This is a genomic window from Sorangium sp. So ce295, assembly GCF_051527405.1.
Lineage (GTDB): Bacteria > Myxococcota_A > Polyangia > Polyangiales > Polyangiaceae > Sorangium > Sorangium cellulosum_B.
On the sequence record NZ_CP150324.1, the window covers coordinates 11,330,431 to 11,356,245 of the forward strand.

Annotated in this window: 25 protein-coding genes; 12 read left to right on the top strand and 13 right to left on the bottom strand. The window is 69.6% G+C overall.

Features of this window, described 5'->3' with window-relative positions:
• The first annotated feature begins 26 nt into the window (after nt 1–26).
• From WMF11_RS43070 to WMF11_RS43080, 3 genes are all read left to right on the top strand, one after another.
• On the top strand, nt 27–5,543 hold the full coding sequence (locus WMF11_RS43070; protein WP_437974886.1) for an AAA family ATPase: 5,517 nt from the start codon (nt 27–29) through the stop codon (nt 5,541–5,543).
• 65 nt (nt 5,544–5,608) lie between these two features.
• Nucleotides 5,609–5,917, top strand: coding sequence for a response regulator (locus tag WMF11_RS43075; RefSeq protein ID WP_437904890.1), 309 nt, complete (start codon nt 5,609–5,611; stop codon nt 5,915–5,917).
• A gap of 226 nt (nt 5,918–6,143) precedes the next feature.
• The gene (locus WMF11_RS43080) at nt 6,144–6,872 is read left to right on the top strand and encodes an Hsp20/alpha crystallin family protein (protein ID WP_437974887.1); all 729 of its coding nucleotides are present in this window, start codon (nt 6,144–6,146) and stop codon (nt 6,870–6,872) included.
• Nucleotides 6,873–6,990: 118 nt separating this feature from the next.
• Here WMF11_RS43080 and WMF11_RS43085 read toward each other — a convergent pair whose 3' ends face one another.
• Entirely contained in the window at nt 6,991–7,515 is a 525-nt protein-coding gene (locus tag WMF11_RS43085) for a DNA cytosine methyltransferase (protein ID WP_437974888.1), read from the bottom strand.
• A gap of 474 nt (nt 7,516–7,989) precedes the next feature.
• Here WMF11_RS43085 and WMF11_RS43090 point away from each other — a divergent pair, with 474 nt between their 5' ends.
• Nucleotides 7,990–8,457 (top strand): hypothetical protein, encoded by a 468-nt coding sequence (locus WMF11_RS43090; protein ID WP_437974889.1) that lies wholly within the window; start codon nt 7,990–7,992, stop codon nt 8,455–8,457.
• A 107-nt stretch (nt 8,458–8,564) separates the two neighbouring features.
• A complete protein-coding gene (locus tag WMF11_RS43095) occupies nt 8,565–9,269 on the top strand; it encodes a DUF6968 family protein (protein ID WP_437974890.1) in 705 nt (234 codons plus the stop codon).
• Nucleotides 9,270–10,146: 877 nt separating this feature from the next.
• Here WMF11_RS43095 and WMF11_RS43100 read toward each other — a convergent pair.
• From WMF11_RS43100 to WMF11_RS43110, 3 genes are all read right to left on the bottom strand, one after another.
• On the bottom strand, nt 10,147–11,151 hold the full coding sequence (locus tag WMF11_RS43100) for a DsbA family protein (RefSeq protein ID WP_437974891.1): 1,005 nt from the start codon (nt 11,149–11,151) through the stop codon (nt 10,147–10,149).
• Nucleotides 11,152–11,226: 75 nt separating this feature from the next.
• Nucleotides 11,227–12,018 carry a hypothetical protein gene (locus tag WMF11_RS43105; protein ID WP_437974892.1) on the bottom strand — a complete coding sequence of 264 codons (792 nt, stop codon included), beginning with the start codon at nt 12,016–12,018 and terminating at the stop codon, nt 11,227–11,229.
• Between the two features lie 130 nt (nt 12,019–12,148).
• Nucleotides 12,149–12,613 (bottom strand): methyltransferase family protein, encoded by a 465-nt coding sequence (locus tag WMF11_RS43110; protein WP_437974893.1) that lies wholly within the window; start codon nt 12,611–12,613, stop codon nt 12,149–12,151.
• 55 nt (nt 12,614–12,668) lie between these two features.
• Between WMF11_RS43110 and WMF11_RS43115 the strand changes: the two genes are divergently transcribed.
• The 4 genes from WMF11_RS43115 to WMF11_RS43130 all read left to right on the top strand — a co-directional run bounded on the left by WMF11_RS43115 (nt 12,669) and on the right by WMF11_RS43130 (nt 16,362).
• Nucleotides 12,669–13,322, top strand: coding sequence for a TetR/AcrR family transcriptional regulator (locus tag WMF11_RS43115; RefSeq protein WP_437546040.1), 654 nt, complete (start codon nt 12,669–12,671; stop codon nt 13,320–13,322).
• A 196-nt stretch (nt 13,323–13,518) separates the two neighbouring features.
• Complete coding sequence (locus tag WMF11_RS43120; RefSeq protein WP_437974894.1) at nt 13,519–14,502, top strand: MopE-related protein; 984 nt, start codon at nt 13,519–13,521, stop codon at nt 14,500–14,502.
• 7 nt (nt 14,503–14,509) lie between these two features.
• A complete protein-coding gene (locus WMF11_RS43125; protein ID WP_437904900.1) occupies nt 14,510–15,370 on the top strand; it encodes a DUF692 domain-containing protein in 861 nt (286 codons plus the stop codon).
• Nucleotides 15,367–16,362, top strand: a complete 996-nt coding sequence (locus WMF11_RS43130; RefSeq protein WP_437974895.1) for an HvfC/BufC N-terminal domain-containing protein — start codon at nt 15,367–15,369, stop codon at nt 16,360–16,362. Before WMF11_RS43125 ends, WMF11_RS43130 begins: the two co-directional genes overlap by 4 nt.
• On the opposite strand, the gene WMF11_RS43135 is transcribed toward WMF11_RS43130, so the two are convergent.
• The 4 genes from WMF11_RS43135 to WMF11_RS43150 all read right to left on the bottom strand — a co-directional run bounded on the left by WMF11_RS43135 (nt 16,328) and on the right by WMF11_RS43150 (nt 18,104).
• The gene (locus WMF11_RS43135; protein ID WP_437974896.1) at nt 16,328–16,687 is read right to left on the bottom strand and encodes an ABC transporter permease subunit; all 360 of its coding nucleotides are present in this window, start codon (nt 16,685–16,687) and stop codon (nt 16,328–16,330) included. The genes WMF11_RS43130 and WMF11_RS43135 overlap by 35 nt on opposite strands.
• Nucleotides 16,687–16,875: a hypothetical protein gene (locus WMF11_RS43140; protein WP_437904903.1), complete on the bottom strand. Its 189-nt coding sequence runs from the start codon at nt 16,873–16,875 to the stop codon at nt 16,687–16,689. The genes WMF11_RS43135 and WMF11_RS43140 overlap by 1 nt, the downstream gene beginning before the upstream one ends.
• Nucleotides 16,876–17,203: 328 nt before the next feature.
• On the bottom strand, nt 17,204–17,818 hold the full coding sequence (locus WMF11_RS43145; RefSeq protein ID WP_437546053.1) for a helix-turn-helix domain-containing protein: 615 nt from the start codon (nt 17,816–17,818) through the stop codon (nt 17,204–17,206).
• Nucleotides 17,819–17,930: 112 nt separating this feature from the next.
• Complete coding sequence (locus WMF11_RS43150; protein ID WP_437974897.1) at nt 17,931–18,104, bottom strand: hypothetical protein; 174 nt, start codon at nt 18,102–18,104, stop codon at nt 17,931–17,933.
• 81 nt (nt 18,105–18,185) lie between these two features.
• On the opposite strand from WMF11_RS43150, the gene WMF11_RS43155 reads away from it, so the two are divergent.
• Nucleotides 18,186–19,247 carry a hypothetical protein gene (locus WMF11_RS43155; RefSeq protein ID WP_437904906.1) on the top strand — a complete coding sequence of 354 codons (1,062 nt, stop codon included), beginning with the start codon at nt 18,186–18,188 and terminating at the stop codon, nt 19,245–19,247.
• On the opposite strand, the gene WMF11_RS43160 is transcribed toward WMF11_RS43155, so the two are convergent.
• Entirely contained in the window at nt 19,218–20,051 is an 834-nt protein-coding gene (locus WMF11_RS43160) for an AraC family transcriptional regulator (protein ID WP_437979391.1), read from the bottom strand. The two genes, WMF11_RS43155 and WMF11_RS43160, sit on opposite strands and share 30 nt — an antisense overlap.
• A 152-nt stretch (nt 20,052–20,203) precedes the next feature.
• Between WMF11_RS43160 and WMF11_RS43165 the strand changes: the two genes are divergently transcribed.
• The gene (locus WMF11_RS43165; RefSeq protein ID WP_437974898.1) at nt 20,204–21,547 is read left to right on the top strand and encodes a pyridoxamine 5'-phosphate oxidase family protein; all 1,344 of its coding nucleotides are present in this window, start codon (nt 20,204–20,206) and stop codon (nt 21,545–21,547) included.
• Between the two features lie 44 nt (nt 21,548–21,591).
• Here the strand turns inward: WMF11_RS43165 and WMF11_RS43170 are convergent, their stop codons facing one another.
• From WMF11_RS43170 to WMF11_RS43180, 3 genes are all read right to left on the bottom strand, one after another.
• Nucleotides 21,592–22,695 carry a metallophosphoesterase family protein gene (locus tag WMF11_RS43170; protein WP_437904909.1) on the bottom strand — a complete coding sequence of 368 codons (1,104 nt, stop codon included), beginning with the start codon at nt 22,693–22,695 and terminating at the stop codon, nt 21,592–21,594.
• Entirely contained in the window at nt 22,692–23,549 is an 858-nt protein-coding gene (locus WMF11_RS43175) for a hypothetical protein (RefSeq protein ID WP_437974899.1), read from the bottom strand. Before WMF11_RS43175 ends, WMF11_RS43170 begins: the two co-directional genes overlap by 4 nt.
• Nucleotides 23,550–23,614: 65 nt before the next feature.
• Complete coding sequence (locus tag WMF11_RS43180) at nt 23,615–23,851, bottom strand: hypothetical protein (protein WP_437974900.1); 237 nt, start codon at nt 23,849–23,851, stop codon at nt 23,615–23,617.
• Between the two features lie 167 nt (nt 23,852–24,018).
• Here WMF11_RS43180 and WMF11_RS43185 point away from each other — a divergent pair, with 167 nt between their 5' ends.
• Entirely contained in the window at nt 24,019–24,933 is a 915-nt protein-coding gene (locus WMF11_RS43185; RefSeq protein ID WP_437974901.1) for a hypothetical protein, read from the top strand.
• 8 nt (nt 24,934–24,941) lie between these two features.
• Here WMF11_RS43185 and WMF11_RS43190 read toward each other — a convergent pair whose 3' ends face one another.
• Entirely contained in the window at nt 24,942–25,628 is a 687-nt protein-coding gene (locus WMF11_RS43190; RefSeq protein WP_437974902.1) for a queuosine precursor transporter, read from the bottom strand.
• Nucleotides 25,629–25,815 lie beyond the last annotated feature (187 nt).

The following is a 25,815-nucleotide window of genomic DNA, read 5'->3' on the forward strand; positions in this document are numbered from 1 at the left end:
AACTCGTGGGCTCAAACGCCCGCGATATGCCGGATACGTCGGAGGCATGGAATCGACCTGCTGTCCAGGAGGCTCGCTCCGTCGAGCCTGGGCGCGCGCTCCCGGTGCGACCAGGCACAGCCCAGCTCAGGGGGTATCACGTCACCGCGAAGACCGGCGAGGGCCCGGGCTCCGCCACGTATCGAGCCTGTCGAGACGCCGACGGCATCGACGTGGCGATCAGGATGCTGCACACCGATGACGCCCGAGCCGGCGAGTTCATGCGCTTCAGGCACGCCTACCGCGCGATACGGCAGCTCGACTCGGAGAGGGTCGTCAAGGTGTACGCCGTCGAGGAGCACGAGGACGGCCTGGCGCTCGTCACCGAGGTTTTCCCGGGCGACCCGCTGTCCGCGAAGACGGCCTGCAAGCTGGGTGTCGGCGCGTCGCTGGACGTCTTGATCCCCGTGGCCGAGGCCCTGGCCGACATCCATCGCCATGGCCTCATCCATGGCGACGTGAGGCCTACGAACATTCTGCTCGGAGAGGACGGTCAGGTGAAGCTCACGGGCTTCGGCGTGGATTCCATCGTGACGCGCGAGAAGGAGGAGATCTATTCACGTCGCGTCCTCTCGAAGGTGCTCCCCTATGCATCGCCGGAGCAGACCGGCCGCATGAACCGGAGCGTGGATTACCGCACCGACATGTACTCGTTCGGCGTCGTCCTCTACGAGATGCTCACGGGGCGGAGGCCGTTCGAGGCGCTCGACCCCCTCGAGCTGATGCACGCCCACATCGCCGTGACGCCCGTCGCCCCCTCGGAGCTCGACCCGGAGGTGCCCGACGCGCTCTCCGCCGTCACGATGAAGCTCCTCAGCAAGAACGCCGAGGACCGCTACCAGTGCGCCGAGGGGCTGAGGGCCGATCTGGAGGAGATCCGAGCGCGATGGCAGCGCGGCGGCCAGATGGGAGCGTTCAGCCCTGGCCGCCACGACAGGAGAGACCTCTTCCGGCTCCCCCAGAAGCTCTACGGCCGCGAAGGAGACATCCGGAAGCTCGTCGGCGCGTTCGACGACGTGCTGCGGGGCAAGCGGACGATCGTCCTCGTCTCGGGCTATTCGGGCATCGGCAAGTCGTCGCTGGTCCAGGAGATCTTGAAGCCGCTTGTGCGCGAGAAGGGCTACTACATCAGCGGGAAGTACGATCAGGTCAACCGCGACACGCCCTACAGCGCCATCGTCCACGCGTTCGACACGCTCGTCAGGCAGCTCCTCTCCGAGAGCGAGGAGCGGATCACGCGGTGGCGCGACGCCATCCTGGGCGCCCTCGGGACCAACGGACAGGTGATCTGCGACGTCCTCCCGTCGCTCAAGCACATCATCGGCGAGCAGCCGCCCGTCCCCGCGCTCGGCCCGGTCGAGGCCCAGAACCGCTTCATCCTCTACTTCCACAACTTCGTGTCCGTCTTCGCCCGGCACGCCCACCCGCTGGCCCTCTTCCTCGACGATCTCCAGTGGGTGGACTCGGCCAGCCTGAGCCTGCTCACGAGAGTCCTCGCGAGAGAGGACGTGGAGTCGCTCTTCTTCTGCGGCGCTTACCGCGACAACGAGGTGAGCCCGACCCACCCCTTCCTCGTCGCCCTGGAGCAGCTCACGAAGGGCGGCCTCGAGGCGCGCGACATCGTCCTCGCGCCCCTCGGCCTCGCGCACCTGACCGAGCTCATCAACGACAGCCTGCAGATCGGCGGCGGAGAGGCGCTCGCGGCCGCGATCCTGAAGAAGACCGGGGGCAACCCGTTCTTCGTGAAGCAGTTCATGCGGCACCTCTACGACACGAAGGCGCTGGTCTTCGATCCACGGGCGGGCTGGCGCTGGGACCTGCGCCACATCGAGCGGCTGGAGTGCACCGATAACGTCCTGAGCCTCATGACGGAGACCATCCGGCGCCTGCCGCAGGCGACGCAGCGGGTGCTCCGGCTGGCCTCGGCGATCGGCAACACGTTCGAGATGGACGTCCTGAACACCGTCAGCGAGCGGCCCCCCGACGAGACGTACGCGAGCCTCGAGCACGCCCTCGCCGAGGGCCTGATCGTGAGCGCGGACGAGCAGTTTCGGTTCGCGCACGACAAGATCCAGGAGGCCGCGTACTCGCTGATCCCGGAGCGAGACAGGCCGGCGTTTCACTACCGGATCGGGAAGCTCCTGCTCGGCAAGCCGCGCTCCGGCGACGGGCGCGCTCTGTTCGACGTCGTCAATCACCTGAACAGCGCCGGCGATCTGATCCGCGCGCCGGAAGAGCGCATGGAATCGGCCAGGCTCAACCTCCAGGCGGCCGGGCGCGCCCAGGAGTCGTCGGCCTTCACCGCGGCCCTCAGGTACCTGGAACATGGCATATCCATGCTGCCCGGAGACGCGTGGACCTCCAGCTACGCGCTGACCTTCACCTACCACACGAAGAAGGGGCTCCTGGAGTCGCTCTGCGGACGCCACGACGACGCGCTCTCCACCCTCGCGGGGAGCTTCGAACGAGCGGTGGGGCGACTCCACAAGACGGAGGTGCGCCGCCTGAAGATGAACGTGGAGATCCTCAAGAACGACCTTCCCGCCGCCATGGAAGAGGGGCTCGCCGCGCTCCGGGCGTACGACATCGACCTGCCGCCTTATCCGGACGACGACGCGCTCATGGCCGAGATGGAGCGGACGATCGCGATGATCGGCGATCGCCCGATCGCGTCGCTCGTCGATCTGCCCGCGCTCGACGATCCCGAGATCGCCGCCCTGCAGGACGTGCTCCAGGAGATGTTCTCGCCGACCTACCAGCTCGGCACGAACAACTTCGGCATCACGGTGATGAAGGCGCTCCAGAACTCGCTGACCTATGGCATCTCGAGGAACTCGATCTACGCCTACGTGAACTTCGGGACGCTCCTGTGCGCCAGGCTCGACATCGAGAAGGGGTACGAGTTCGGGCGGGCGGCGGTCCGCCTGAACGAGCGCCACCCGGACGCGAAGTCCGAGTCCATGCTGTGCAACATGTGGGGAGCGTGGGTCCAGCACTGGATGGATCCCTACGAGCGCTCGAAGGCGTCCCTGCGCAAGGGCGTCCACGCCGGCATGGAGACGGGGCAGTACATCTGGGCCTTCTACAATGCGTGCAACGCGAGCATGAACGGCCTCCTCCGGGGGGAGCACCTCCACGACGTCATCGAGGAGGCGAGGCTGTATCTGCCGCTCTGCAAGCTCGACAAGTTCAACGCGATCACGTGGATCGTCGGGGCCGCCGGGCAGCTCTGCGAAACCCTGAGCACGCAGGACGAGGGCGACTGGAAGCGCGGGGCCTGGGTCGACATCGACGCGGTCACCGAGGCCGCCCGCAGCATCGACAACCGGGCGTCGCTCTACTTCGTGAACGTCTTCAAGGTCCTCGCCGGCGTGTTCCAGGGCGCGTACGAGGAGGTGGCCGAGATCTGGGGCTCGACCGATCCGGCCAGCCTCGGCATGCTCGCCGCGTGGCACGCGAGCCCTTGTTATCACTTCTACGGGGGGCTGGCCTTCTCACGGGCCGCGTGCGCCGCCGCCCCCGCGCTCAGGGCGGCGTACCTCGCGAGGCTCGGGGAGTGCGCGCGCAAGGTGGCGTCGTGGGCGGCGCTCGGCCCGGAGAGCCACCGCCACCGCAGCTTGATCCTGGAGGCCGAGGTCGCCCGGAGCGAGCGGCGAGAGGGCGCGGGCGCCCTGTACGATCAGGGGATCGCGGCCGCGCGGGAGGGCCGCTTCCTGCACGACGAGGCGCTGGCCAACGAGCTCTGCGCTCGACACTACCTCGACCTGGGCAGGGCGTTCGTCGCGCGCGCCTACATGACCGAGGCGCACAGGCTTTATGGGCGCTGGGGCGCCGTGCGGCCGATGCTGCGCCTCGAGAGGGACTTTCCGCACGCGCTCGCGCCGGAGGCGCTGCGCAGGCGGACCGACCTGGCGCGGGACGGGGGCGCCGACGTCCGCGGCGCCGCCGTGGGTCACGGCGCGCGCCCTGGGCTCGACTTCATGGCCATGCTCAGGGCCTCGCAGGCGGTCTCCGGCGAGCTGAACCTCGGCCGGGTGATCGAGGCCCTGCTGACGATCGCGGTCGAGCACGCGGGCGCCGAGCGGGGGCTGCTGATCCGCGCGTCGAGCGCCTCGCACGCCGCGCACGACGTCGAGGCCGAGGTCGTCACCCGGCGCGGCCGGGTCGAGGTCACCCTTCGCCAGACGCCCGTCACCTCGAGCGATCTCCCGACAGCCGTCCTCCAGTACGTGATCCGCACGCGAGAGAGCGTGATCCTGGACGACGCCGCCGTACCCAACCTGTACTCGGAAGACGCCTACGTGCGCGCGCGGCGCCCCCGCTCCGTGCTCTGCCTCCCCCTGGTGAAGCAGGGCACGCTCGTCAGCGTGCTCTATCTGGAGAACAACCTGACCCCGCGCGCCTTCACCGCGGATCGGATCGAGGTGCTGGAGCTCCTGGCCTCCCAGTCCGCCATCTCGCTGGAGAACGCGCGCCTCTACACCCAGCTCCAGCAAGAGAACGGCGAGCGCAGGCGGGCGGAGCTGGCGCTGCGGGAGAGAGAGGCGCGCATCCGGCGCCTCGTGGACTCCAACATCATCGGGATCGCCGTCTGGGACCTCGACGGCAGGGTCATCGACGCGAACGACGCGCTCCTGGGCATGCTCGGCTACAGCCGTGAAGATCTGACCTCGGGGACCCTCCGCTGGGCAGATCTCACGCCGCCGGAGTTCAAGGAGCCGACCCAGCGGACGCTCGATCAGGTCCGCATAACAGGTGAGTTCGGGCCGCTGGAGAAGGAGTATTTCCGAAAGGACGGCAGCCGCGTCCCGGTGGTGATCGGCGGCGCGCGGTTCGAGGGATCGGAGAGCCAGGGGGTGGCGTTCTTCCTCGACGTGACCGAGCGCAAGCAGGCGGAGGAACGCCAGAAGCTCCTGATGAACGAGCTGAACCACCGGGTGAAGAACACGCTGGCGATCGTCCAGGCGATCGCCGTGCAGACGCTCCGCATGGCGGACTCGCCCAAGGCCTTCACGAGCGCCTTCCTCGCCCGGTTGCTCGCCCTGTCCCAGACCCACAACCTCCTGAACCAGACCGCGTGGCAGGGCGCCGACCTCCACGACGTCGTCCGCGCCGAGCTGGCGCCGCACGCCCATGGCGACGCCGATCGCGTCCGCCTGGCCGGCCAGGACGTCCGCCTCCGCCCCGAGGCGGCGGTGACGCTCGGCATGGTCTTTCACGAGCTGGCGAGCAACGCGGCCAAGTACGGAGCGTTATCGCAGCCGTCCGGCCACGTCGCGGTCACATGGGACGTGATCACCCAGGCGCACGAGCGCCTGCTCCACCTGGAATGGCAGGAGACGGGCGGGCCGCCTGTCCGGCCGCCGCGCCGCAAGGGCTTCGGCTCACGCCTGATCGAGCGCGACCTCGGGCGCCAGCTCGCCACGGAGGTGCGCCTCGACTACCTGCCTGGGGGCGTACGTTGCGTGATGGACCTGCCCCTCGAGCGCGTGGGCGCAGGATGAAGCCGGTCCCAGGAGGCGAACGTGGGCTGGAGGGGCTGCGTGTCCTCATCGTCGAGGACGAGCCCATGATCGCCTCGTCCCTCGAGGACGCCCTGACCGACCTCGGCTGTGTGGTGATCGGCCCGGCGCTGAACATGAAGGACGCGACGCGCCTGGCCCTCGAGGCCGAGATCGACGGGGCGAGCCTGGACGTCAACATCGCCGGCGAGAAGGTCTATGCGGTGGCCGACATCCTGAGCGAGCGAGGCATCCCGTTCGTCTTCCTGACCGGATATGGCAAAGCCGGGTTGCGCGAGTCCGATCTCAGCCGTCCGGTGCTGCAGAAGCCGTGCAGTCTGGAGCGCTTCGAGGAGATCCTGGCGGGGTGGCGGTGAGCGATTCCACCGGGCTCCCGGGCGCGGCGGCGCCTGCGCGAGCTCGGCCCCGGCGCGCTCTGCTGAGGACGGCGCGCCCGTGTGGCGCTCCGCGACGGGCTGCGCGGCGCGCCATGGCGGACACGGCCAGCGGCGCGCGTCGACAGGCCACGTCATCTACGCTGGTTCACGCTCGCGACACGGCACCACACTTGCAAGTCCTACGTTCGCAAGAAAGGAGGTTCTTATGGCGGAACAGCAGCGTCAGCCGACAGGCCAGGACGTGTCCGTGAGCAAGTCGCAGCAAGGCAAGCCCGGCAGCCAGGCGACAGGTCAGACCCCTTCCCAGGGGGCCGGCGGTCAGTCCACCGGGCTGCAGCGTCAGCAGGGCGGCGGCCAGATGGGGCGGTACGGCGCGGCGGGCGGCGTCTTCAACCCGTTCGCGATGATGAGCCGGATGATGGAGGACATGGATCGCATGTTCGACGACTTCGGCTTCGGAGGGTTGCTCTCGCCGTTCAGGCAGGGCCGCACGATGGGTGAGCCTGGCGGCGGCCGGGGTCTCTCGTCCCTCGGGGGCGGCCTCTGGTCGCCGCGCATCGAGCTGGGCGAGCGCAACGGTCAGCTCGTGGTCAAGGCCGATCTCCCCGGCGTCACCAAGGACGACATCCGGGTCGAGCTCCGCGACGACACCCTGATCATCGAGGGCGAGCGCCGGCAGGAGCAGCAGGAGCAGCGCGAGGGGATGAGCTACACCGAGCGCAGCTACGGGTCGTTCACGCGCGCCATCCCGCTGCCCGAGGGCGTGCAGGTCGACGACGTGGACGCGAGGTTCGAGAACGGCGTCCTCGAGGTCTGTCTGAAGCTGCCGCAGCAGCAGCAGCGCGGCCGCTCGGTCGAGATCAAGAGCGGCGGGCCCTCGCAGGGGACGAGCGCTGGCGGCGGCCAGACGTCCGAGAAGAACCGGCCGAGCTAAGCCGGCCTGTGACCGTCGGGGCGCCGGTAGGCCGTCCCCCTTTTCTCCGGGGGTGGCGACGTGCCGTCGCCCCCGGCGCGGGGTTCGCGGAGACTGCCATGAGGACCGGCTGCATGGTTTAAAACGTCCCCCTACCTGTACGCCTCATGCCCATGCCGCTGAGCGGTCGCACCCGCATCCGCGCTGGGGCCATCGTGACGAGCGCGCTCGGGCACCGGTCCGGCCATCCGGATTCGCAAGCACATTCGACGGGCACCGCGTTGCCGACCTGCCTCATCGCACGCGACCACGTACCCTCGAAAACCCAGTCATCCGGAAATGTTTGGAGACGCGCGCATTCCCTGACCGAGAAATGCCGGGTCCTTTCATCGTCGAGCGCCACAGTGCTCTCACCGCCCGGAACCCCATGACTACCAGCTTTCACTGTCTTCGCCGGCTCATCAAGCGGGCTGCCCGTATGGCGCGCATACGTTCGCGCCCCGGGATTCAAGAAATGGTTTGGGTCATCCTTGTCGACATCCCCCTCGGCGATGGCGGGCAAGCCCAGGAGCGCGTCGCGGACCGTCAACCACGGCAATCGATCATTGGGCAACAGCGCCAACTGTCGCACCGCGGACGATCGACTTTCGAATCGACTTGTCATCGTCGCGGGCACGCGACGGCTCAAGCCATGACGTTCCCAGTACTCCGCCGCTCTGAATTGCGACCAGATTAGCGACTCAGCACTGTGCGTCGCACGCGGCGTCCGAGGCGGCGCGGCGCCTCGCGAGGTGGCGCGGCGCCTTTCCCTCGCCCGTGACGCTCCGCGCCCAAGTCTTCCTCCCCGTTCGCCGCGCGCCCACGATCCGAGCCGGAACGGCAACCCGTGCGGGCGGAACCCGACCAGCGCCAGGCCCGGCGCTGCCGCGCGGCTTCCCCGATCTGTTCATCGGTTCGAAGGGCTTACGTGCATTCCTCCGCCAACGGACGCGACGCCGGCGCCTGAGCGTCGAGACCTCATGTGTTCCCCATGGACGAATCGCGGAGCGACCTTGAGCGCGACACGAAGCCACTTATGAAATCCCAACGACGCCCTATGGAGGCCGCTGAGGATCGGCCGATCCTCGCGGGAGGGCACATGATCACTCTTAAATCCATCGCGGCCACGTTTATCATGTCGTGCGTTGGTTGCGTGGCGAGTCCGTTCGAACCGACCGTTCATGAATCGTCAGAACGGGACGTTCAGGAGACGAACGACATCGATCCGCTTTGCGCTCCGTCCGCGCCGCTGGATCTAGCCATTGAAGCGCTCGACGAGCCATTGTCACGAGGCACCTGCGAGGATGCGTGCGAGCTGTATCATCGGCATTGGAGCCAGCTCTGCGCTCGTCTTCCAGGAGGCGGCGCGCGACAGTGCCACTCTGAATCCATGGAAGGATACGGTCTCTGTCAGAAAAATTGTCGCGACGGGTGCGAAGCCGCCGGTTCGGCCATGTACGACAGATGGGAGCTGTACTGCGACGAGCGTTGCCCGTGGTACTACAAAGGCGAGTGCAACCTGCGCAACAGGCTAGGGCGCATGGTATTCAATCGCGAATGCGGCTGAGCGCGGCGCGTGGGGTGGCTCACTCGAAGAGTTGGAGAATCTTGCCTGAGCTTGCTCGGACGCTTCTCTCACTTGACTAGGCGTCGGAAACGTGTACCGGACGACGCATGGACAAGATCCTCGGAGAGCGAAAGCTGGTTTTCAAGCCTTCCGACGGCTCACCGGCCCAGCCGGTGGTCGCTCGATTTGGCCATCCGGTACCCGGAAGCGACGGCACATGGTGTGTAGACGTCCAAGTGGAAAAAGGAGGGGAAGCCGGTACGGTAGACAGAGCGCACGGCCTGGACCAGGCTCAGGCGCTCTCGCACGCGTTCCTGATTCTCGATGCTCAGATCGAGGCCATGACGGACCGTGGATCCATTGAGCTGTCCGACGGCGGCGGACCTGTCGAGCGAGCGTCCGCGGAAGAGGCGGAAGCTTGGCGCATCGCGCCGAGGATCGCATCAGAGGATGGTTCCAAGTTCAGCAACGAGCTGATGCTTGCGAAAGTGGACGTTCTTGGTGAGCGAGAGCTGACGCTGAAGCGGAAGGATGGCAGCGAGGAAAAGGTCGTCGTGCGCCTCGGACACCCGTACCTGTCCAGAGGACATTGGCGTGCTCCGTGCGAGATCGTCGGACCGAAGGGCGCCGTGCAGCGTCGCTTCGGCACAGGAGAGGACTCGATCCAGGCGCTGACGCACCTGCTGTATCTCGTTCCGATCCTTCTGGACAGCGTGGCGGAAGAAGGGGAATTTCGCACGCGGGAAGGCGCGATAGGACACTGGTTCCCTCGAATTTTGATCGAGGAACGACCGGACAAGGAAGCGAAGTGAAGCTCAAATCCGCCCACGGCATCGGAGCACACAGCGCGGCGGTGGTGTCGAGGCCGAGGCGTGGCGACGCTGCGGTCCCACCGCCATGGTCGCTGGGGCCTCCAGCTTCCTGGCGAATTGGCCGTCGGCCTCGGCCCCCGAGGCTTCCGCGTAGCCGTCGTGGAGATCCGCGCCGTCCTCCCGTGACGCGGGTGCGACCATTCCGAAAACCGTAGCGTTTTGTGGGCCTCGCCGCTCTCTCTCACCGTCGTGCTGCCATCGTGGTTCCAGCTGGTCCCGCCCTTCCCCGGCTGCCCGGTCTCGATGGTGACGCCCTCGAGCGTGAGCTGGTCCTCGTCGAGGTAGGCGATGCCGATCGAGTCGCCGCCGCGTCCCGGGCCGCCGTGGCCGCCGGGCCCTCCTTGGCCGCCCCGGCCGCCGATACAGGCGCCGAGTTCATCCCCCAGCGTTCCGCGCGGTGCGCTTCGGCCGCCGTCCTGGGGTTCCCCGCCGTCAGCGCCGTTGCCGCCAAAGTCCCCTGGGGCTCGGCCGTGAATTCCGCAAGCTACGCGGAGAGAGAGGTGACCGCGGGCGGCGCGATCGCCAGCGGGTCGGCGCCAGGGACGAAGACGGACGCCAGGTCTTGCCGGCGTGAGGTTCTCTTGTTGGCGGCCACGATCGAGGGGGCCTACGAGCGGACAGGCTTTCCGCGGAACGGCTGGGCAGGATTGCAACGCCCCGCCGATCGGGAGTCGATGGGCAGCATCCGAACCGCCCCTGTCGTGGACGGCGCCGTGATGGTGATGGCCTCCCTTGCCGCGCCCGCGCGATTACAGGGAGACGCCTCGTTCATCACGGGTGACGGAACCATGCCACCCCTCTCGCCGCGATCACCTGCCTACTTCGCGTCGCGCGGCGCGCCGCCTCCGGGCGCCGCCTCGCGCCCTCCGAGGATCGCGAGCTCGGTCTCGATCCACCGGTCGAGCTCGCCCTGCAGGCTGAACAGCGCCAGATCGAACTCCCGCCCGTTGATGACGATGAACGGCGTCCCCGAGAGCCCGGCGCGGTCGGCCTCGGCCTTGTCGCGCGCGACCACCCGGGCGGCGGGCTCGCCCGCCATGTCGGCGCGGAACCGGGCCATGTCGAGGCCGACCTTCTGCGCGTAGCCGAGCAGGTCCTTCTCCTCGAGCCGCTGCTGGTTCTCGAACAGGAGGCGCTCCATCGGCCAGTAGCGGCCCTGGCGGTGCGCCGCGATGGCCGCGCGCGCCGCGGCGTCGGCGTGCGGGTGCGATCGCAGCGGATACACCTTGTGGATCAGCCGGACGTGCGGGGCGTGGCGCTCGACGACCTCGTCGAGGTGCGGGACGGCGCGCCCGCAGGAAGGACACTCGAAGTCCGACCACACGACGATCTGGATCGACGCGCGCTCCGGCCCGCGAGAGGGCGAGTCGGCGAGGTCGATCTGCTTCACGTTCGGACCGAACCTCACGCCGTACGCGGCCTGGGCCTCCGCGCCGCTCGCGCCGCCGCGGATCTTGTCGGCGAGGAGCTGCGCGGCGGGCGCGCAGGCCGCGCAGGCGCGCGACTCGCGGACGCACTGCGCGAGCGACACCGCCTGATCGGTGCACGGCGCGTAGAGCTGCGAGACGAGCTGCCACCAGGTATCGCGCTCGCGGCGCACGAGCTCGGCCGTGTCCACGCCGGGCAGCTCTTCCGGCGCGCCGCCGGGCGCGTCGAGCAGCGGCGCGCCGGAGGAGCTGCCCGGGGGCCCGGGGAGCGGGACCTCGGGGGAATCGGCGAACTGGGGTTCCTGCCGCTCCGCGCCGCCGCAACCCGGGAGCGCGGCGAGCGCGAGGAGCGCGGCGAGCGCGAGCCGTCGTGCACCTGATCTCGGAATGAACACGCGCGGATGCTACACCCCCGCCGCGGCCGGGCCAGGCCGAAGCGCCGCCCGAGGCGCGCGGCCGGCGGCGCCTCCTCAGAAGGCGCCGCGGAGGCCGAAGGTGGTGCCGCCCTGCGCGAGGGCGACGTGCGGCGCCAGCCGGAGCCGCGGCGGGCGGAGGCGGATGTACTCGTAGGTCTCGGCCGCCGTGGGCTGCTCCTCGTACTCGAGGAGCGCGACGTCGATGATGTTGGCCGTGATCAGCCCGAGGCCGCCGCCGATAAACAGGCCCGCGAGCCCGCCCCAGTCGCTGGCGTCCGAGGCGCTGCCGATGGCCGCGCCGATCAGGCCGCCGCCGAGCGTGCAGCCGGCGTTGAGGCCGAGGCTGACGAAGCCCATGCCGAGGTGGCCGTTGGCCCAGTGGGTGACCGGGCCGCCGAGCGCGACGGAGCCGGCGGCCATCAAGCCGAACACCTCGTTCTCCGTGGTGGCAGCGAGGGGCCAGAGCACAACGGTCCCGCTGAGCACGAGGAGGTGCTGCCAGCCGTACCAGCTGCGCTTCGGCTCGGATCGCTCACGACCAGGAGCGCTCCCGGGCTGCCAGGGACCCGGGCTCGTCGTCCACCGCGCGGGCGCCTGAGGAGCTCCGGTCGGCGCAACCCCGGCTGGTGGCGCGCCTTCGTCGCCTGGCGCCGTCGGCGGCTGAAGGGGCGCTGCCGCGGCGCCGCCCGGAGCCGGCGCAGGCGGCGCGGCGGCCGGACCGCTCGGCGGCGCAGCGGGCGCAGGCGAGGCCCCGGACGCGGGCTGCATGGCGCTCGCCGGTGCCACCGTGAGCACCGCGGCTGCTGCACAACCGATCCACAGCCCATCGCGAAGCATGCCTGTCATCCGGCGATACTCGCCTCGTTCTTTCTGCGCTCGCAACCTCTTCTGCTTCCTTCTATTCGGCCACTGCGTACAAATCCGGCGCCGCGTTCCTGCGAGCGGCGATGGACGGCGGCTCCGCCGGCGCGCGCCGTCAGACCCAGCGCCGCGTCGACCGGGCGTAGGTCTCGTAGGCAGCGCCGAACCGGGCGCGCAGCCGCCGCTCCTCGAACGCGATGTACCAGCGGTCGACGATCGCGACGAAGACCGCCGCGAGCAGGAGCGACGTCGCCGCGCCGCTCAGCGCCGCCATGCCCGCGGCCGCAAGGCCCATCCCGAGGTACATCGGATTCCTGGACCACCGGAACAGCCCGCCGGTCACGAGCCGCGTGGGCTCGGCAAAGGTGTTGATCTCCGTCGCGGCCCGCGCGAACTGCGCCCGAGCCGCGACCGCCATGACGACGCCGATCGCCAGCGACAAGGCGCCGAGCCAGCGAGTCGACGCCGGGAGCACCGGCGGGAACGGCAGGACGGCGTGAGTCAGCCACATGACCGCCACCACGAGGAGGAGCAGGACCGGCGGGAGCAGATTGCGCGAGGGTGCGTTCGAGGTGATCATGCCCCACCAGTCTAGCGACAGGGCAAAACGCGGAGACTCGCGTTCGGGAGAGACGATGAAGCGCCCAGAAAAGCCGCGCAAAGAGCCTCGCCAGGCGCGCTCGCGCTTCCTCGTGGAGACCATCGTCGAGGCCGCGGCTCGCGTTTTCGACGCGCACGGCTACGACGGGGCGAACACGAACCAGGTCGCCAAGGTCGCAGGGGTGAGCGTCGGGTCGGTGTACCAGTACTTCCCGAACAAGGACGCCCTCGTCACCGCGCTGCACGAGCGCCACGTGCGCCACATGCTGCGGCTCGTCGAGCAGGTGGACGCGGCGGCCGACGGCGTCTCGCTGCGCGGAGCGACGGAGGCGCTCGTCGAGAGGAGCCTCGAGCTTCACCGGTCGGAGCCGCGGTTGCAACGGCTCCTTCACGCCGATCTCCCGACGCTGGAGCAACAGCGCACGCTGAGCGCGGCCAGCCGGGCTGTCTTCGATTGCACCCGGCGGCTGCTGTCGCGCCACGGCGCGGAGATCGTCCAGCCGGATCTCGATCTCGCCACCTACGTTGTCCTGCGCATGTTCGAGGAGCTCGTCCACGCAGCGGCCCTCGATCCGCCCGCGGGCGTCGAGGACGGCGCGCTCCGGCGGGCGATCACCGACGCGCTGATGGGTTATCTCACCGTCGGCGCGACACCGGCGCGGGCGGCGAGCCCCGCGGACCGGCCGTAGGCGCGATGCCCCTTCCCCGCGGCGCGGACGCGGGAGCCACGAGGGACGCGAGCCTGTGCAGCGACGATCCGTCCGGTCGACGACGGGCCCGCGACAACTTGCCGCATATTCCGCGCACAGCGGCCGTGCCACAGGTCGTGCGCCGGGCAGCCAGCAAGAGGGCCCTGCGCGTTCCTTCGGAGGCAGGACGACCACCATGACCCAATCGCCGAGATCCACGTTGCTTGCGCTGGCGCTCGCCAGCTTCGCCGCCTTTGCTCCAGGCTGCGGCGACGACGAAGCGGTGACGCCGGCTGGGACCGGCGGCGGCGGCGGCGAGTCTCCCGCCGGGGCCGGCGGCTCCGGCGGCGAGGAGCCCGCCGTGACCGGCTCTGGCGCGGGCGGCGGCGAGCCCGTGGATGACGAGGACAGTGACCACGACAGGGACGGCTTCACCCCGCGCGAAGGCGACTGCGACGACTTCAACAACACAGTCCACCCCGACGCCGAGGAGCGGAATCTCGATGGCGTCGACTCCAACTGCGACGAGGCCGACGCGCCGGTCAAGACGCTCGTGTGGAACGGCGGCCCGGAGCCCGACCTGGTGGACGCGATCGACCTCATGGACGAGGACGGCGACGGCCAGATCTCGCTCGCCGAGTTCGCCGCGGCGTGCGCCAGGTCCGCGTCGCTGACGGGTCCCGCGCGCCCCGGCGTGGTCCAGATCAACTCGTCCTGCAGCCACTCGAACAGCTGCCGCGGCATGGTCTACCAGTCCTGGAACGAGCTTTACGAGCATACTTGCCGCGCCATGAACGGATGCTCGGGCTGGAGCTGCGTGGAGACCGCCGAGGATCAGGATCGAGACGGCCCCGCGGCGTTCAAGGCGGCGACGTGCGACCACTGCCACTCCGGCTCCGCGGGCTCGTTCGGCGTGAAGGTGCGGCCCACCGAGGACATGGCCACTTACGTCGCCGAGTTCTGGGAGCGCCGCTCGGATCTCTACCTGCAGTCCATCATCGCGTTCGGGATCGACGGCGTCCACCCCGAAGGCTACGCCTACTCGAACATGCCCGGCGCCTACCACCTGCTCTCGCTCGCCGAGATCGATCGGCTGATCGCCTACCTGCGCACCCTGACGCCCGAGGGCAAGAGCTTCGACCCGCTGGCGCCGGCCGACCCTATCGAGCCGAGCCCCTGAGCGACCGATGAGCGCGCCGCGAGGCCCGGCCGGCAGCCAGGCGCCCGTGGCGCGGGCGCTCCCGCGAGGCGCGCTCGGCCTCGGGCTGCGCCCGCCGCACTACGACGCGATCGAGCAGCTCCGGCCCCCGCTGGGGTTCTTCGAGATCATCGCGGAGAACTACCTTGGCGCGTCGCCGCTGCCCCGGGAGCGGCTCCGGCGCATCGCCGAGCGCTACCCGATCGTCGCCCACGGCGTCTCGCTGAACCTGCTCGGCGAGGCCCCCCTCGACCGGGATCACCTGTCGCGGCTCAAGGATCTGATCCAGGAGCTCCGGATCCCCTATTTCACGGATCACCTCTGCTGGACGGCGTTCGAGGGCGTGACGCACCACGACCTCCTGCCGGCGCCGTACGATCCGGAGCTGATCCCGTACGCCGCCGGCCGGGCGTTCGAGGTCCAGGAGGCCCTCGGTGTGCCCTTCGGGATCGAGAACCTGTCTTCCTACGTCGCGTGGGAGCGCGACACGATGCCTGAGTGGGAGTTCTATCGCCGCGTGGTGGAGGAGTCCGGCTGCTGGTGCATGCTGGACATCAACAACGTCTTCGTCTCCAGCGAGAACCACGGGTTCAATCCGCGCGAGTACCTGGACGGCGTGCCCTGGCATCGGGTCTTGCAGGTCCACGTGGCCGGCCACCAGATCTTGCCCTCGGGCCTGCGGCACGACACCCACGATCGCCCGGTGTGCGACGAGGTATGGTCGCTCTACGAGGAGGCGTGGCGCCGGGGCGGCCCTTTCCCGACGCTCCTCGAGTGGGACGCGGAGATCCCGCCCTTGCACGTGGCGCTCGCGGAGCTCGACAAGGCGCGGCAGGTGCGATCGTCATGAGCCCGAGAGGTGGAGATCCTCCGGGCTGGCTGCGGGAGCTCCAGCGCGACTTCACCGCCGTCCTCCGCGCGCCGCTCGACGCGAGCGCAGGCAGGTTCCGGGAGCGGCAGGAGCGGTATCCCGCGGGGCTCGTGGCGCAGGTGAAGGTCGGGCCGGGGAGCCTCGCGCCGGCGGAGCGGCTCGCGGTCTATCACCGTCAGTACTGGATGCGGCTGTTCACCGCGCTGCAAACGAGCTTTCCCCGCGTGTCGCGGGCGATGAGCTATTGGCACTTCAACCACCTGGCCGCGCTGCACCTCGCCGCGTGCCCGCCCCGGCACGCGGACCTCGACTCGGCGTCCAGCGGGTTCGCCGAGCGGCTCCGCGGCGCGCTGCGCGGCCCTGACGGCGCGCGCAGCGGCCACCAGCCAGGGCGCCCGGCGCGCGGGCACGAGGACGCGTGGCGCCGGCGGATCGAGCTCTCCAGGGCGCCGATCGCGATGGTCCGCCAGGCTCTAAGCATGGACGAGGCGGAGCGGCGCGCCTTCGAGTCGCCGTTCGAGGGCCTCTGGCGGCCGACGCCCGAGGAGCTCGCCGGGCTCGCCGAGACGCGGCTGCGCTTCGCGGTGTCCTTCACGCTCACCCACGAGGACTGGGATCTCGCGCGCTTCTCGCGGCTCGCGGGGGGCGATCTGGGCGATCTGGAAGAGCGCCCCCTGGACGCGAGGCATCGCCACGCGTCCACCCGCGCGTGGGTCTTCGCCCGGAGCGCCGCCGGCACGACCACGACCTCGGTGGATCCGCTGTTCGCCCGCCTGCTCGAGCGCAGCCGGGAGCTCTCGTTCGGGCAGGCCCTTGCCGCCGTCGAGCAGGGCTGCACGACGGCGGAAGCAGCGCAGCTGCGGGCCAATCTGCAGGGCTGGATCGCGCTCGCCCTCTCGAACGGCTGGTGGACGGGCCTCGCCGGCGCCGGGACCGCTAGCCGCGGTCCGTCTTCTTCAGCTCGCCCTTGAACCGCCACTCCACAGCCGCCTTCACGCCCAGCGTGATCACCGACACGCCGGCGAGGAGGCTGGCGACGGCGAACGCGGGCACCACGCGGACCATGTTGGCGTAGTAGACGCGCTCCACGTGGAGCGGCGGCGTCACCTGATCGGACGAGCCCGACGAGACCACGTACACGGCGCCGAACTCGCCCATCGCCCTGGCGGTGCACAGGATGACGCCATACAGGAGGCCCCAGCGGATGTTGGGCAGCGTGACGCGCCAGAAGATCTGCCATCCGTTCGCGCCGAGGACGCGGGTGACCTGCTCGTCCTCGGTCCGCTGGGCCTGCATCAGCGGGATGAGCTCTCGCGCGACGAACGGGAAAGCGCGATGCCAGCCACGGCCGTGGGCAGCGCGAAGGGCAGGTCGATCACGCGCGCGAACGGGAACGTATACCGACCGAGCACCCACGCGATGAGCAGGCCGACGATGACGTTGAGGAGCGCGGCGACGAGCGAGGCGCCCAGCGTGAACCGCACGGCACCGCGAGGGGGACCTCGATCGTGATCGAGTCCGAGGGGACGACGACCTCGAAGCGGCCACTCTACCCCCGAACAAGGCGCTTGTCGCGACGAGTGCGCCCGCGCGTCCCGGCGGCGCGGGCGACGGCCTCCGGCCGCTCCCCCTCGTCAATCCACAGCGGTTCCCGCCCACCTCTGCGACGTGCAGAGCAGAGCAGAGCAGAGCGACGGTCACCCGCACAGGAGACGGGCCCAGATCGGCGTTTTCGGCGCGCAAGCGCACTCCCGTGCGCTGAGCACCGAAAACGTCGAGGTGGGCCCGTATCCGAAGCGGGTGACCGTCGCTCTAGGCGGCCGCGCTCCGGCGGCCAGAGGCACCGTTTCCGCCGTCGTTGAGCTTCGCTTCGTGCTTTGCGACCCACTTGCGGAGCCGCTGCGACAGCGGTGACCGCCCGTTTTCGTAGTTGGCGACCGAGCTGCGCGCGAGGCCGAGCTTCTCGCCGAGCTCGGCCTGCGAGAGCCCGAGCTTCTCGCGAAGCACCTTGAGCGTCGTCGAGTCCGCCGCCCCTTGCGCGCGCGCTGGTGCGCTCGGAGGGGTGGGAGGCACGGCCTCGACCGCGCGCCCGGGCCGCTGTGCGCGCTCGACCGCCGCCGGCTGCTCGGCGCGGGCGCCTTCCGGAGCGGCGCGCCGCGCGACGGGCGCTCGGACGCTGTTCGTGCTCCCCGCGAGCTTCTCGCCGCAGAACGGGCAGAAGTCGAACGCGAGGACCTTGCCCGCGTCGGTGCGGAGCTCGATTCCCTGGATCGACGCGGGAATCCCCTGCGCGCGGCGCTCTTCGCTCCCCCACCCGTACACGAGCGTGAGCCCGCGCTCCTCTTGATTCACCGGTAGCCCGGTCTGACTCATCCGAAGGCAGACCGTCCTGCCGTCGCGCGTGCACTGTCGTCCGATCATGGGCATCGTCATCTCCTCTTTTCCGTGCGGGCGCAGGCGTACCCGGTCGAACTTTTGCGCAGTACTGCTCACCTGTCAAGGTGGACACACGCCAGGTCGAACTTTTGCGCGATACTGTTCATTTGTCAAGGCAGAACAGCGGGAAGCCTGGGCGAGGAAGAGGCGATGATGTAGGGATCGTCGACGGGCTCGTTCCCGTCGGTTTCAGTTTCAGCTTCAGTTTCAGTTTCAGCTTCAGCTTCAGCTTCAGCTTCAGCTTCAGCTTCAGCTTCAGCCTCAGCTTCAGCTTCACTCGTTCACTTTTCAGCTCCAGCGTGGGACCCGCGCGTGGAGTGTCCACGTGCCCTCGCGTTCCTGGGGGAGCTTGCAGCCGATGAGCCCCGTCAACGTTTACCACTGCCAGCGATGCATCGCGCCGCTGGAGGCCCCGCCGGGCAGCCGCACGATCGTGTGCCGCTACTGCGGAACACACAACGAGCTGCAGCGCCCAGCGCTGCAGCGCGCAGTCCCGCCCGGCCCGCCCGTCGCCGCGCCTCGCCCCGCTGTGGTGCCGAGACGCACGTCCGCGGCGATCCTCCTCGGGGTCGCCATCGCGATCGCCGTGCTCGTGAGCATCGCCGTGCTCGCCCCGCGGGGCGCGCGGGTCGCCAAGACGTTCCGCGGCCCGCTCGAGCTGGAGTGGTCGAACGAGCGCAAATTCGTCGTCAAATCCGACGAAACGCTCCACGGCGACGTCGCCATCTTCGAGGGCACTTACCAGATCACCTTCCACGGCTTCCCCGAAGGCACCCGGTGGAAGGTCGGGGAGAAGAGCGGGCGCATCGAGAGCAATATCTATGACATCATCAAGCTCGATAATGTCGAGGGCCAGCTCGGAAAGGTTCCTGTCGCCAGGTACCGCGATCCCCTGCTAGGGCCCAAAGGGAAGCTCGAGATCGAGCTCCCCTCCGGACAGGCAGCTTCCATCGAGCTGCGCCAGGCCGACGCCGCCATGTCCGTCCTGTCGGTGCTCGATCGGGTCAAGAATGGTCCGGTCGTCTTCGAAGGCGAGCCGAAGCAGGAGGGCGATCTGAGCAGCGTGCTCCTCCTCGAGACGGCTTCCATGAAGCTCTTCGGCCAGGCGGTCCTGCTGCAAGACGTCGATCTGGTGGCCGTCACGCGCCGGCTCCCGGAGATCAAGGGCCGAAAGACGTGCACCGGGTACAAGGACCGCGCGGGCGAGCCGCTCTCCGACCTGACGATCCGGTTCAAGGAGACCGAGGCCACCGTGTTCGATAGGCGGACCGGGCTCGTCGTGCAGAAGAAGGTCTTTCCGCCGGAGGAAGAGTGCCCGATGTTCAGGTTGTCGATCGACGGCGATCGCGAGCGAGAGCAAGACAGCTACCCGCCGACGCGGGACATCGAGTCATGGCTGACCTCTCTGGTCCAGCGTTAGCCGACCGAGACGACGGGCCATGTACCGCGCCGGCGACGCGCCGAGCGCCTTGCGGAACATGGTGACGAAGCTGCTCGCGCTCTCGTAGCCGAGGTCGCTGGCGACGCTCTGCACGCTCGCTCCGCGCGAGAGCCGCTGGAGGGCCAGGACGATGTGGAGCTGCTGGCGCCAGCGACCGAAGCTGAGGCCGGTCTCCCGGACGAGCAGCCGGTTGAGGGTCCGTTCGCCGACGCCGATCCGGCGGGCCCACGTGCCCATCGTCGCGCCGTCGGCGGGGTTCTCCGCCATCGCGTCGACCAGCTTTCGGAGGCGCTGGTCGGCCGGCATCGGCAGGCGATGTTTCTCGATCGTCGCCGCCGCCAGCTCGTCGAACAGGACGGCCACGAGCCGCGCATCCGGCCCGTCGAGGTCGTACAGCGCGGGGCGCGCCGCGAGACGGACGAGCAGCTCGCGAAAGAGCGGCGTGACCGAGACGGCGCAGCACTCGGCCGGCAGGCTCGGAGCCACGTCTGGCTCCATGAAGACGCCGTAGCCCTCGAGCGGCGCGCGCCCTCGTATCTTGTGGAGCACGCCGGCGGGGATCCACAGCGCCGAACGCGGCGGGACGATCCACAGCGCGTTCGACGCCTCGCACGTGACCTCGCCGCGCTCGAGGAAGAACAGCTGTGACTCGCGATGGCTGTGGAACTCGCTCTCCAGCCCGCCGGTGACCATGCTCAGGCCGACGGTGTTGGCGGGCCGCGCGAGCGTGCTTCGCCACTCGCCACGATCCTCGCGCGCGAAGCGACGCGAGAGCGACTCCATCGCCTCGGCCGCCGATGCGCGTGGCTCGTTCGCGACCTGGACGTCGCCATGAAAGGTCCACCCGGGGGAGCCGATCGACGACGCGGGCGGGGCCGACGAGCCTTTCGAGGTGGAGCCGGCGGAGGGCGAGGCCGACGCCGGCGATGCCGTCGATGACACGGGCGACGCGGGACGCTTCCTTCGCTTCGAACCCATGGCCGGATTGCGAAACAAAATGTCCTCATCTCGGAATGCGGTCAAGGTCGCCGGCTGCGATGGTTCCTCTGCGCGCTCCGGCGGCCGTGCCGGAGCCCGGGAAACCGCTCTTCGGCGGGCAGGAAAGCGGAGGCTCTTCGATGCGGAAGGTGATGACCGCGCAGCAGATCGAGGCGATCGTCGGCGCCCCGATCCCGGCCGTGCGCATGAAGCAGATCGGCGCCCTGGACGATGGATGTCGGCGCGTCCTCGCCAGTGCTCCGATCGCCGGCTTCGGTTTTCGTGACGAACAGGGAGGCTGGCGCAGCACCTTCGTCGGAGGCGCCCGCGGCTTTGCGCACGTGGAATCGCCGAAGCGCGTTCGGTTCGAGCTGCCGGCGAGACACCCGACGCCGGCGTCCGGCAGCGGCGCCTCCTTCGTCTTCCTCGTGCCGGGGATCGGCGAGGCCCTTCGGCTCAACGGCTCCGTGGCCGAGCGACGCGGCGGCCGGATCGTCGTCACCGTCGAAGAGGCCTTCGTGCACTGCGCGAGGAGCATCCTCCGATCCCGCCTCTGGGAGGGGCCGCGCGCTCGCGCCGCCGCCGCCGTCGAGCCGCCATTGCCGCGTGATGGCGCGCGCCACGAAAGCGAAGGCGGACCCCTCGGCGATCCGAGCGTCGCTCGATTCCTCGCATCGAGCCCCTTTGCCGTCCTCTCGTCGTGGGACGCCGCGGGCTCGGGCGATACGAGCCCGCGAGGAGATTTCCCGGGCTTCTTGCGGATCCTCGACCACGAGACGCTCGTGATCCCCGATCGCCGGGGAAACCGGCGGACCGATACGTTCCACAACGTGGTGACGTGCGACAAGGTCTCCCTCGCTGCCGTGGTTCCAGGGCGCGACGACGTTCTCCACGTGAGCGGCACGGCGCACGTCACCGACGAGCCGGCGCTCCTGTCGACCATGGCGCTCGCGGGAAAGCCACCGCAGGCCGCGCTCGTCATCCGCGTGGAGCGCGCGGAGCTCCTGGCGAACGAGGCCCTTCAGCGGTCGAAGATCTGGCAACGCTCCGCCGACGTCGACGTCGACGCGGGCGCCGTCCCCGATCTGATGGCGCTGGCGACTCAGCATCTTGCGCTCAACAAGGGGGGCGGCGCGAAGGCGGCGATGATTCGCCTCCTCGGCAGCGGCGCCGGCGCTTTCCCGAGGCTCCTGCGCTGGCTCATCGATCTCGGCTACCGCAAGGGGCTGACGGACGAGGGCTACGACCGCGGCGCGACGAGGGCGGACGACCCGGAGGGCCAGCGCGAAGGTCGCGTGTGATGACGATCGGCTCGGACAGCGAAGCGATCCGGTTCAGATTCGGTTCAATCCACGCGAACCACGGCGACCTGCGCAATCTTGCCGGGGGGCTCGACGTCGACCGTCACGAAATGGCGCCCGATGCCGTCGAGCCGCTCGGGGATCGCGCCGCCGCCGCCCGAGATGTACGCGGGGATCCCCGCGTTCTCGAACGCATAGAACGAGTGGATGTGGCCGTAGAACGTGAGATCCACGCGCCCGCCCGCGAGCATCGTGAGGAGCTTGTTCGCCTCGGCGCGGCTCGCGAATGCGCCGTTGCGGGAGCCCACCGGGTCGAGGGGCGCGAGGTGCATCGTGACCACGTGCAGGAGATCCTGCCCCTCGGTGAGCCAGCCGTCGAGCCACCCGTAGGCGAGCGGATCGATCGTCGCGCTCGCCGAGTCGAGCATCGTGAACTGCACGCTTCGGAACGCGAAGCGGTAATTCCCGCGGCCAAACCACTCGTGGTAGAGGTCGTCCCGCGTGCCGAGCTCGTGGTTGCCGAGCGTCGCATAGCAGGGAATACGGAGCGTCTTCATCTCGCGCTGGAATCGCTCGAGTTGCTCGGGCGAGCCCCGCGACGTGAGATCGCCGCTGATGAGCGCGAAGCGGACGCCCTCCGCCTCGTTCATCTTCGCGTAGATGTCCTGAACGCGGTCGATGTCCTCCTGGACGTCGGCGAAGACCGCGAACCGCCACGGCTCGCGCCGCGCCTCGTCCGGCGGGCGCAGCGAGAGGGTCGCCTCGGCGCCGGGCGGCAGGGAGAGGCGGAAGGTGCGCTGGGTCGGAAATGGCGCCTCGACGAGCTCCACGGGCACGCTCTTGTCCTCGACGCGCGCCGAGAGCTCGGCGTCGGCGAGCATGTTCTCGATCGTGATCTTCCACGGCCCGCCCGCCTCGTCGGTGAGGCGGATCGAGAGCGCGGGCGCGCTCGCCCAGAGCACGAGCTCGCCCGCGTCGAGGCGGCGGATCGCCGCGAGCCCCTCGTCCACGGCGACGCGCGCCTTTCCCCGTGAGGCCTTTCCCACCTCCAGGTCGCGGCGCGCGCGGCCCTCGGCCACGTCCAGACAGGAGAGGGAGAGCGGCGCGGTGAGGGCGACGAGCGCGAGGAGAGCGTCTCTCAGGATCATGGCGAGTCTCCAGGGCGGAAGAGCAGCGCGAGGCGCCCGACGTACGCGGAGCCCGCCTTCACCTCGGCGAGCAGGCCCCAGCGGGGCGAGGCATGGAGCCGGCCCTCCAGGCCGAAATGGCCCGGGACGCCGCTGCCGAGGCCCGGGAGCTTCGCGCCGCCGACATACCCGTCGTGCCGGTGATCGTAAACCACCTTGGCCTCGCCGCGCGGATACCCCGCGTGCCCGACGTACGCGCCGAAGGCGAAGCGGGGAATCAAGAGCTCGTTCCCCTCGAGCGGGCGGCGGCCGTGGCGGTAGCCCTCGACCGCGATCCCCCAGCCCATCTCCGCGAACGAGCCCCGCAGCGTGCGCCCGAGGTGGGCGAGATCGAGCCGGCCCTCGAGGCTGACCTCGCCGGTGGTGATCGAGAAGTCGTCGGAGGTGTAGCGCTGATGGGTGAGCGCGCCCTCGATCTCGAGGAACGAGCCGTCCGCCGCGCGCGGGCCGTCCGGCGTGCCGGGGCCGATGAAGCGATGCGCGGCCTCGACGCGGAGGCGCGCATTGTCGTCGTTCAAGGCAAACCACCCGGAGCCCGAGAGGCGGAGGGAGCTCAGGCGCAGATCCATGCCCGGCACGAGGAACGTGCGGTACGCGAACGTGGGGTCGTGGACGTAGGCGAATCCGATCTGCGTCTCGACCCAGGGCAGCGACGAAGGAGGGCTGCCGGTGCCGCCCTCCGGGGCGAGCACGCCATAGAGGTCCGCAAGAAGGGAGATCCCGAACAGGCCCACACCCGTCACGGTGGTGAGCACGATCGGCGCGATGACGCGCCGCGAGGCCCCCGAGGCCGCCGCGCCCACGAGCCCGCCCACGGCGAGGCCGGCGCCCGCGCCCTCGAGCGCCAGGAGGGTCCAGCCCGTGCCCGGCTCACCCAGGATCAGGTGCCGGTGCCGTGGGCGATGACCCCGGGGAACACCGCGCCGGCCGCGGCGACGGCGCGGCGCCCGGTGGAGACATCCTTGGTGGGTGGTGCCGCGGTCGCTGGCGCCTCGCCTGGCGCGACCGTGGCCGGGGGGATTGGCGCGCCATCACCCGCCTCGACCTGGGCCGGCGCGACCACGAGGAGGAGCATCAGGGTGAGGACGTGGCCTGTTGTGCGCGGGGGCCTCAGCATCGAGCTCTGCGTGGCTGGCGCCTAACGTGGCACGGCCGTGCCGGCTTTGCACGCGTCGAGAGCATCCGACCGCGCCGCCCTCGATCATCGGTCCTGAAGAGCGTGGGGCTGTAGCCGGCGCCGCAGGTCGGATAGTGTTGTCCGGCAACCAAGGAGAAGCCGCGAAGATGATCCGATCCTCACGCGCCGCGACGGCGGCCATGACAAGCCTGTTCCTGCTCCCGCTCGGAGCGTGCGTCGCGGAGTCGGGGGCTCGGCCTCCCGCAGCGGCCGCCGCCCCATCACCCAGCCCGGAGCCCGCGGCCCCTGCGGCGAGCCCCGCTCCACCCGCGACCGCATCGGCGACAGCCGCCACCGCGCCGGCGACAGCCGCGCCCGGCCCGGCGGCCCCCGCGCTGGTGGATCTCGATGCGCTCTACAGCGAGGCGATCTTCAAGTCCGCCGTCGTCACGCCCTCTGCCGCGCGCAAGCTCGTGCCGCTCAAGCCCGACGCGAACGGCACCTACACCGTGACCACCTGGGCCGGCTGCCGGGGCGACGGCGGACCGAACAAGTGCGGCGCCTACGTGGCGCAGCAGCCCGTGAACGTGAAGTGGGACGTGTGGGTCACGAGCAACGGCGAGCTCCAGAACAAGTGCAAGACGTGGACAGGCGATGTGGTGCTCCAGATCCACCAGCTCCTCGGCCTGTCAGCCCCGCAGCCGCCGCTCCCCGCGGACACGACGGAGCGGCAGTTCGTCACGTTCTCGGGGGTGCCGGCCGCGAGCATCTTCCGCCCGTGCACGGACGCCCGCGTCGACACCGACTCCTGCAACGGGACGACGCTGCCTGAAAAGCAGCCCAAGCTGGCGCCGGCCGATTATTACAGGTGGTTCACGAACCATGCGATGTCGTCGTGGCAAGTGCCGGAGAAGGGTCAGACGCCCACGGGCTTCCCCTGGACCAGGCTGGGCTACTCGTACAACTGGGCGCCGGGCGCGGACATCTACGGGGCGTCCGAGTACGTCATCTCCGGCGGCGCGAGGGCGGTGAAGGTCACCGTCGCCGCCGTCCAGACGGCCAAAGATTACTGCAAGCCCTGAGCAGCGGGCTATGCCTGAAGCCCGGGGGCGCCCTCGCTCTTCTTGTCGGGCACGAGATAGATGCCCGGCAGGCTTATCAGGGTCATGGCGAATTTGGTCGCCAGGTTGATGGCGAAGATCTGCCGGATCACCTCGAACGGCAGCACGAAGGCGAAGGCGCCGAAGCAAAACAGCAGGTTGTCGACCGGGACGCTGACCGCGTTGCTCGCGAGGACCGCGAGCCACTGGCGCCTGGGCCCCGCTTTTCTCAGATAGGCCTCGCGAACCCGGTGGAAAATTTCGGTATCCAGCAGCTCGCTCACGACCTCCGCGACGATGCTCGCGAACACGATTCGCCACACCGGGCTCAGGATCGCCGAGAACTGCTCGCCGAGCCCCCAGGACGGGTCAGACGGCACCTGCGCGGCCCAGAGGAGATAGAGGGCCATCAGGAGATTGGCCCCGCCGGCGCAAAAGATCAGCGTCTGGGCGCCGCGCTTGCCGATGGTCTTGTGGACCATGTCCCGCAAGGTGAAGGTGAGGGGATAGATGAAGGTCCCCATATCCACGGCCAGCGAGAAGACGACGCCGATCTTGAGACTTGCGATCTGACTGATGAGCTGCGCCGCGATATAGAACGAGATGACGACGATGGCCGCCGGCCTGATGGCGCTCGTCAGATCTTGGCTCGCGCTCCTGGACGACAATTCGGACATGAGAATCGCCTCATTTCAAGGCAGGTTCGGGGGCCGCCGCAGTTTTGAGCCCGGGTGGATCGATCGCACGGCCCCGGGAGTTTAGATGGCCGCCGGCGGCGAGGACAAAGAATCAACGACGACCCCGGCGAGGCGCGCTGCGTGGCGCGCTCGTTTCCGTGCTCGCGCGGCCACGGTCGGAAGGCGC

Coding starts and splice junctions, on each gene's coding strand:
- WMF11_RS43145 (WP_437546053.1), bottom strand. CDS start 17,818: ATGCCCATGATCGGACGACAGTGCACGCGCGACGGCAGGACGGTCTGC.
- WMF11_RS43160 (WP_437979391.1), bottom strand. CDS start 20,051: ATGGAGTCGCTCTCGCGTCGCTTCGCGCGCGAGGATCGTGGCGAGTGG.
- WMF11_RS43075 (WP_437904890.1), top strand. CDS start 5,609: ATGATCGCCTCGTCCCTCGAGGACGCCCTGACCGACCTCGGCTGTGTG.
- WMF11_RS43080 (WP_437974887.1), top strand. CDS start 6,144: ATGGCGGAACAGCAGCGTCAGCCGACAGGCCAGGACGTGTCCGTGAGC.
- WMF11_RS43095 (WP_437974890.1), top strand. CDS start 8,565: ATGGACAAGATCCTCGGAGAGCGAAAGCTGGTTTTCAAGCCTTCCGAC.
- WMF11_RS43190 (WP_437974902.1), bottom strand. CDS start 25,628: ATGTCCGAATTGTCGTCCAGGAGCGCGAGCCAAGATCTGACGAGCGCC.
- WMF11_RS43115 (WP_437546040.1), top strand. CDS start 12,669: ATGAAGCGCCCAGAAAAGCCGCGCAAAGAGCCTCGCCAGGCGCGCTCG.
- WMF11_RS43110 (WP_437974893.1), bottom strand. CDS start 12,613: ATGATCACCTCGAACGCACCCTCGCGCAATCTGCTCCCGCCGGTCCTG.
- WMF11_RS43170 (WP_437904909.1), bottom strand. CDS start 22,695: ATGATCCTGAGAGACGCTCTCCTCGCGCTCGTCGCCCTCACCGCGCCG.
- WMF11_RS43155 (WP_437904906.1), top strand. CDS start 18,186: ATGAGCCCCGTCAACGTTTACCACTGCCAGCGATGCATCGCGCCGCTG.
- WMF11_RS43070 (WP_437974886.1), top strand. CDS start 27: ATGCCGGATACGTCGGAGGCATGGAATCGACCTGCTGTCCAGGAGGCT.
- WMF11_RS43165 (WP_437974898.1), top strand. CDS start 20,204: ATGACACGGGCGACGCGGGACGCTTCCTTCGCTTCGAACCCATGGCCG.
- WMF11_RS43125 (WP_437904900.1), top strand. CDS start 14,510: ATGAGCGCGCCGCGAGGCCCGGCCGGCAGCCAGGCGCCCGTGGCGCGG.
- WMF11_RS43180 (WP_437974900.1), bottom strand. CDS start 23,851: ATGCTGAGGCCCCCGCGCACAACAGGCCACGTCCTCACCCTGATGCTC.
- WMF11_RS43135 (WP_437974896.1), bottom strand. CDS start 16,687: ATGCAGGCCCAGCGGACCGAGGACGAGCAGGTCACCCGCGTCCTCGGC.
- WMF11_RS43130 (WP_437974895.1), top strand. CDS start 15,367: ATGAGCCCGAGAGGTGGAGATCCTCCGGGCTGGCTGCGGGAGCTCCAG.
- WMF11_RS43090 (WP_437974889.1), top strand. CDS start 7,990: ATGATCACTCTTAAATCCATCGCGGCCACGTTTATCATGTCGTGCGTT.
- WMF11_RS43105 (WP_437974892.1), bottom strand. CDS start 12,018: ATGACAGGCATGCTTCGCGATGGGCTGTGGATCGGTTGTGCAGCAGCC.
- WMF11_RS43085 (WP_437974888.1), bottom strand. CDS start 7,515: ATGACAAGTCGATTCGAAAGTCGATCGTCCGCGGTGCGACAGTTGGCG.
- WMF11_RS43120 (WP_437974894.1), top strand. CDS start 13,519: ATGACCCAATCGCCGAGATCCACGTTGCTTGCGCTGGCGCTCGCCAGC.
- WMF11_RS43185 (WP_437974901.1), top strand. CDS start 24,019: ATGATCCGATCCTCACGCGCCGCGACGGCGGCCATGACAAGCCTGTTC.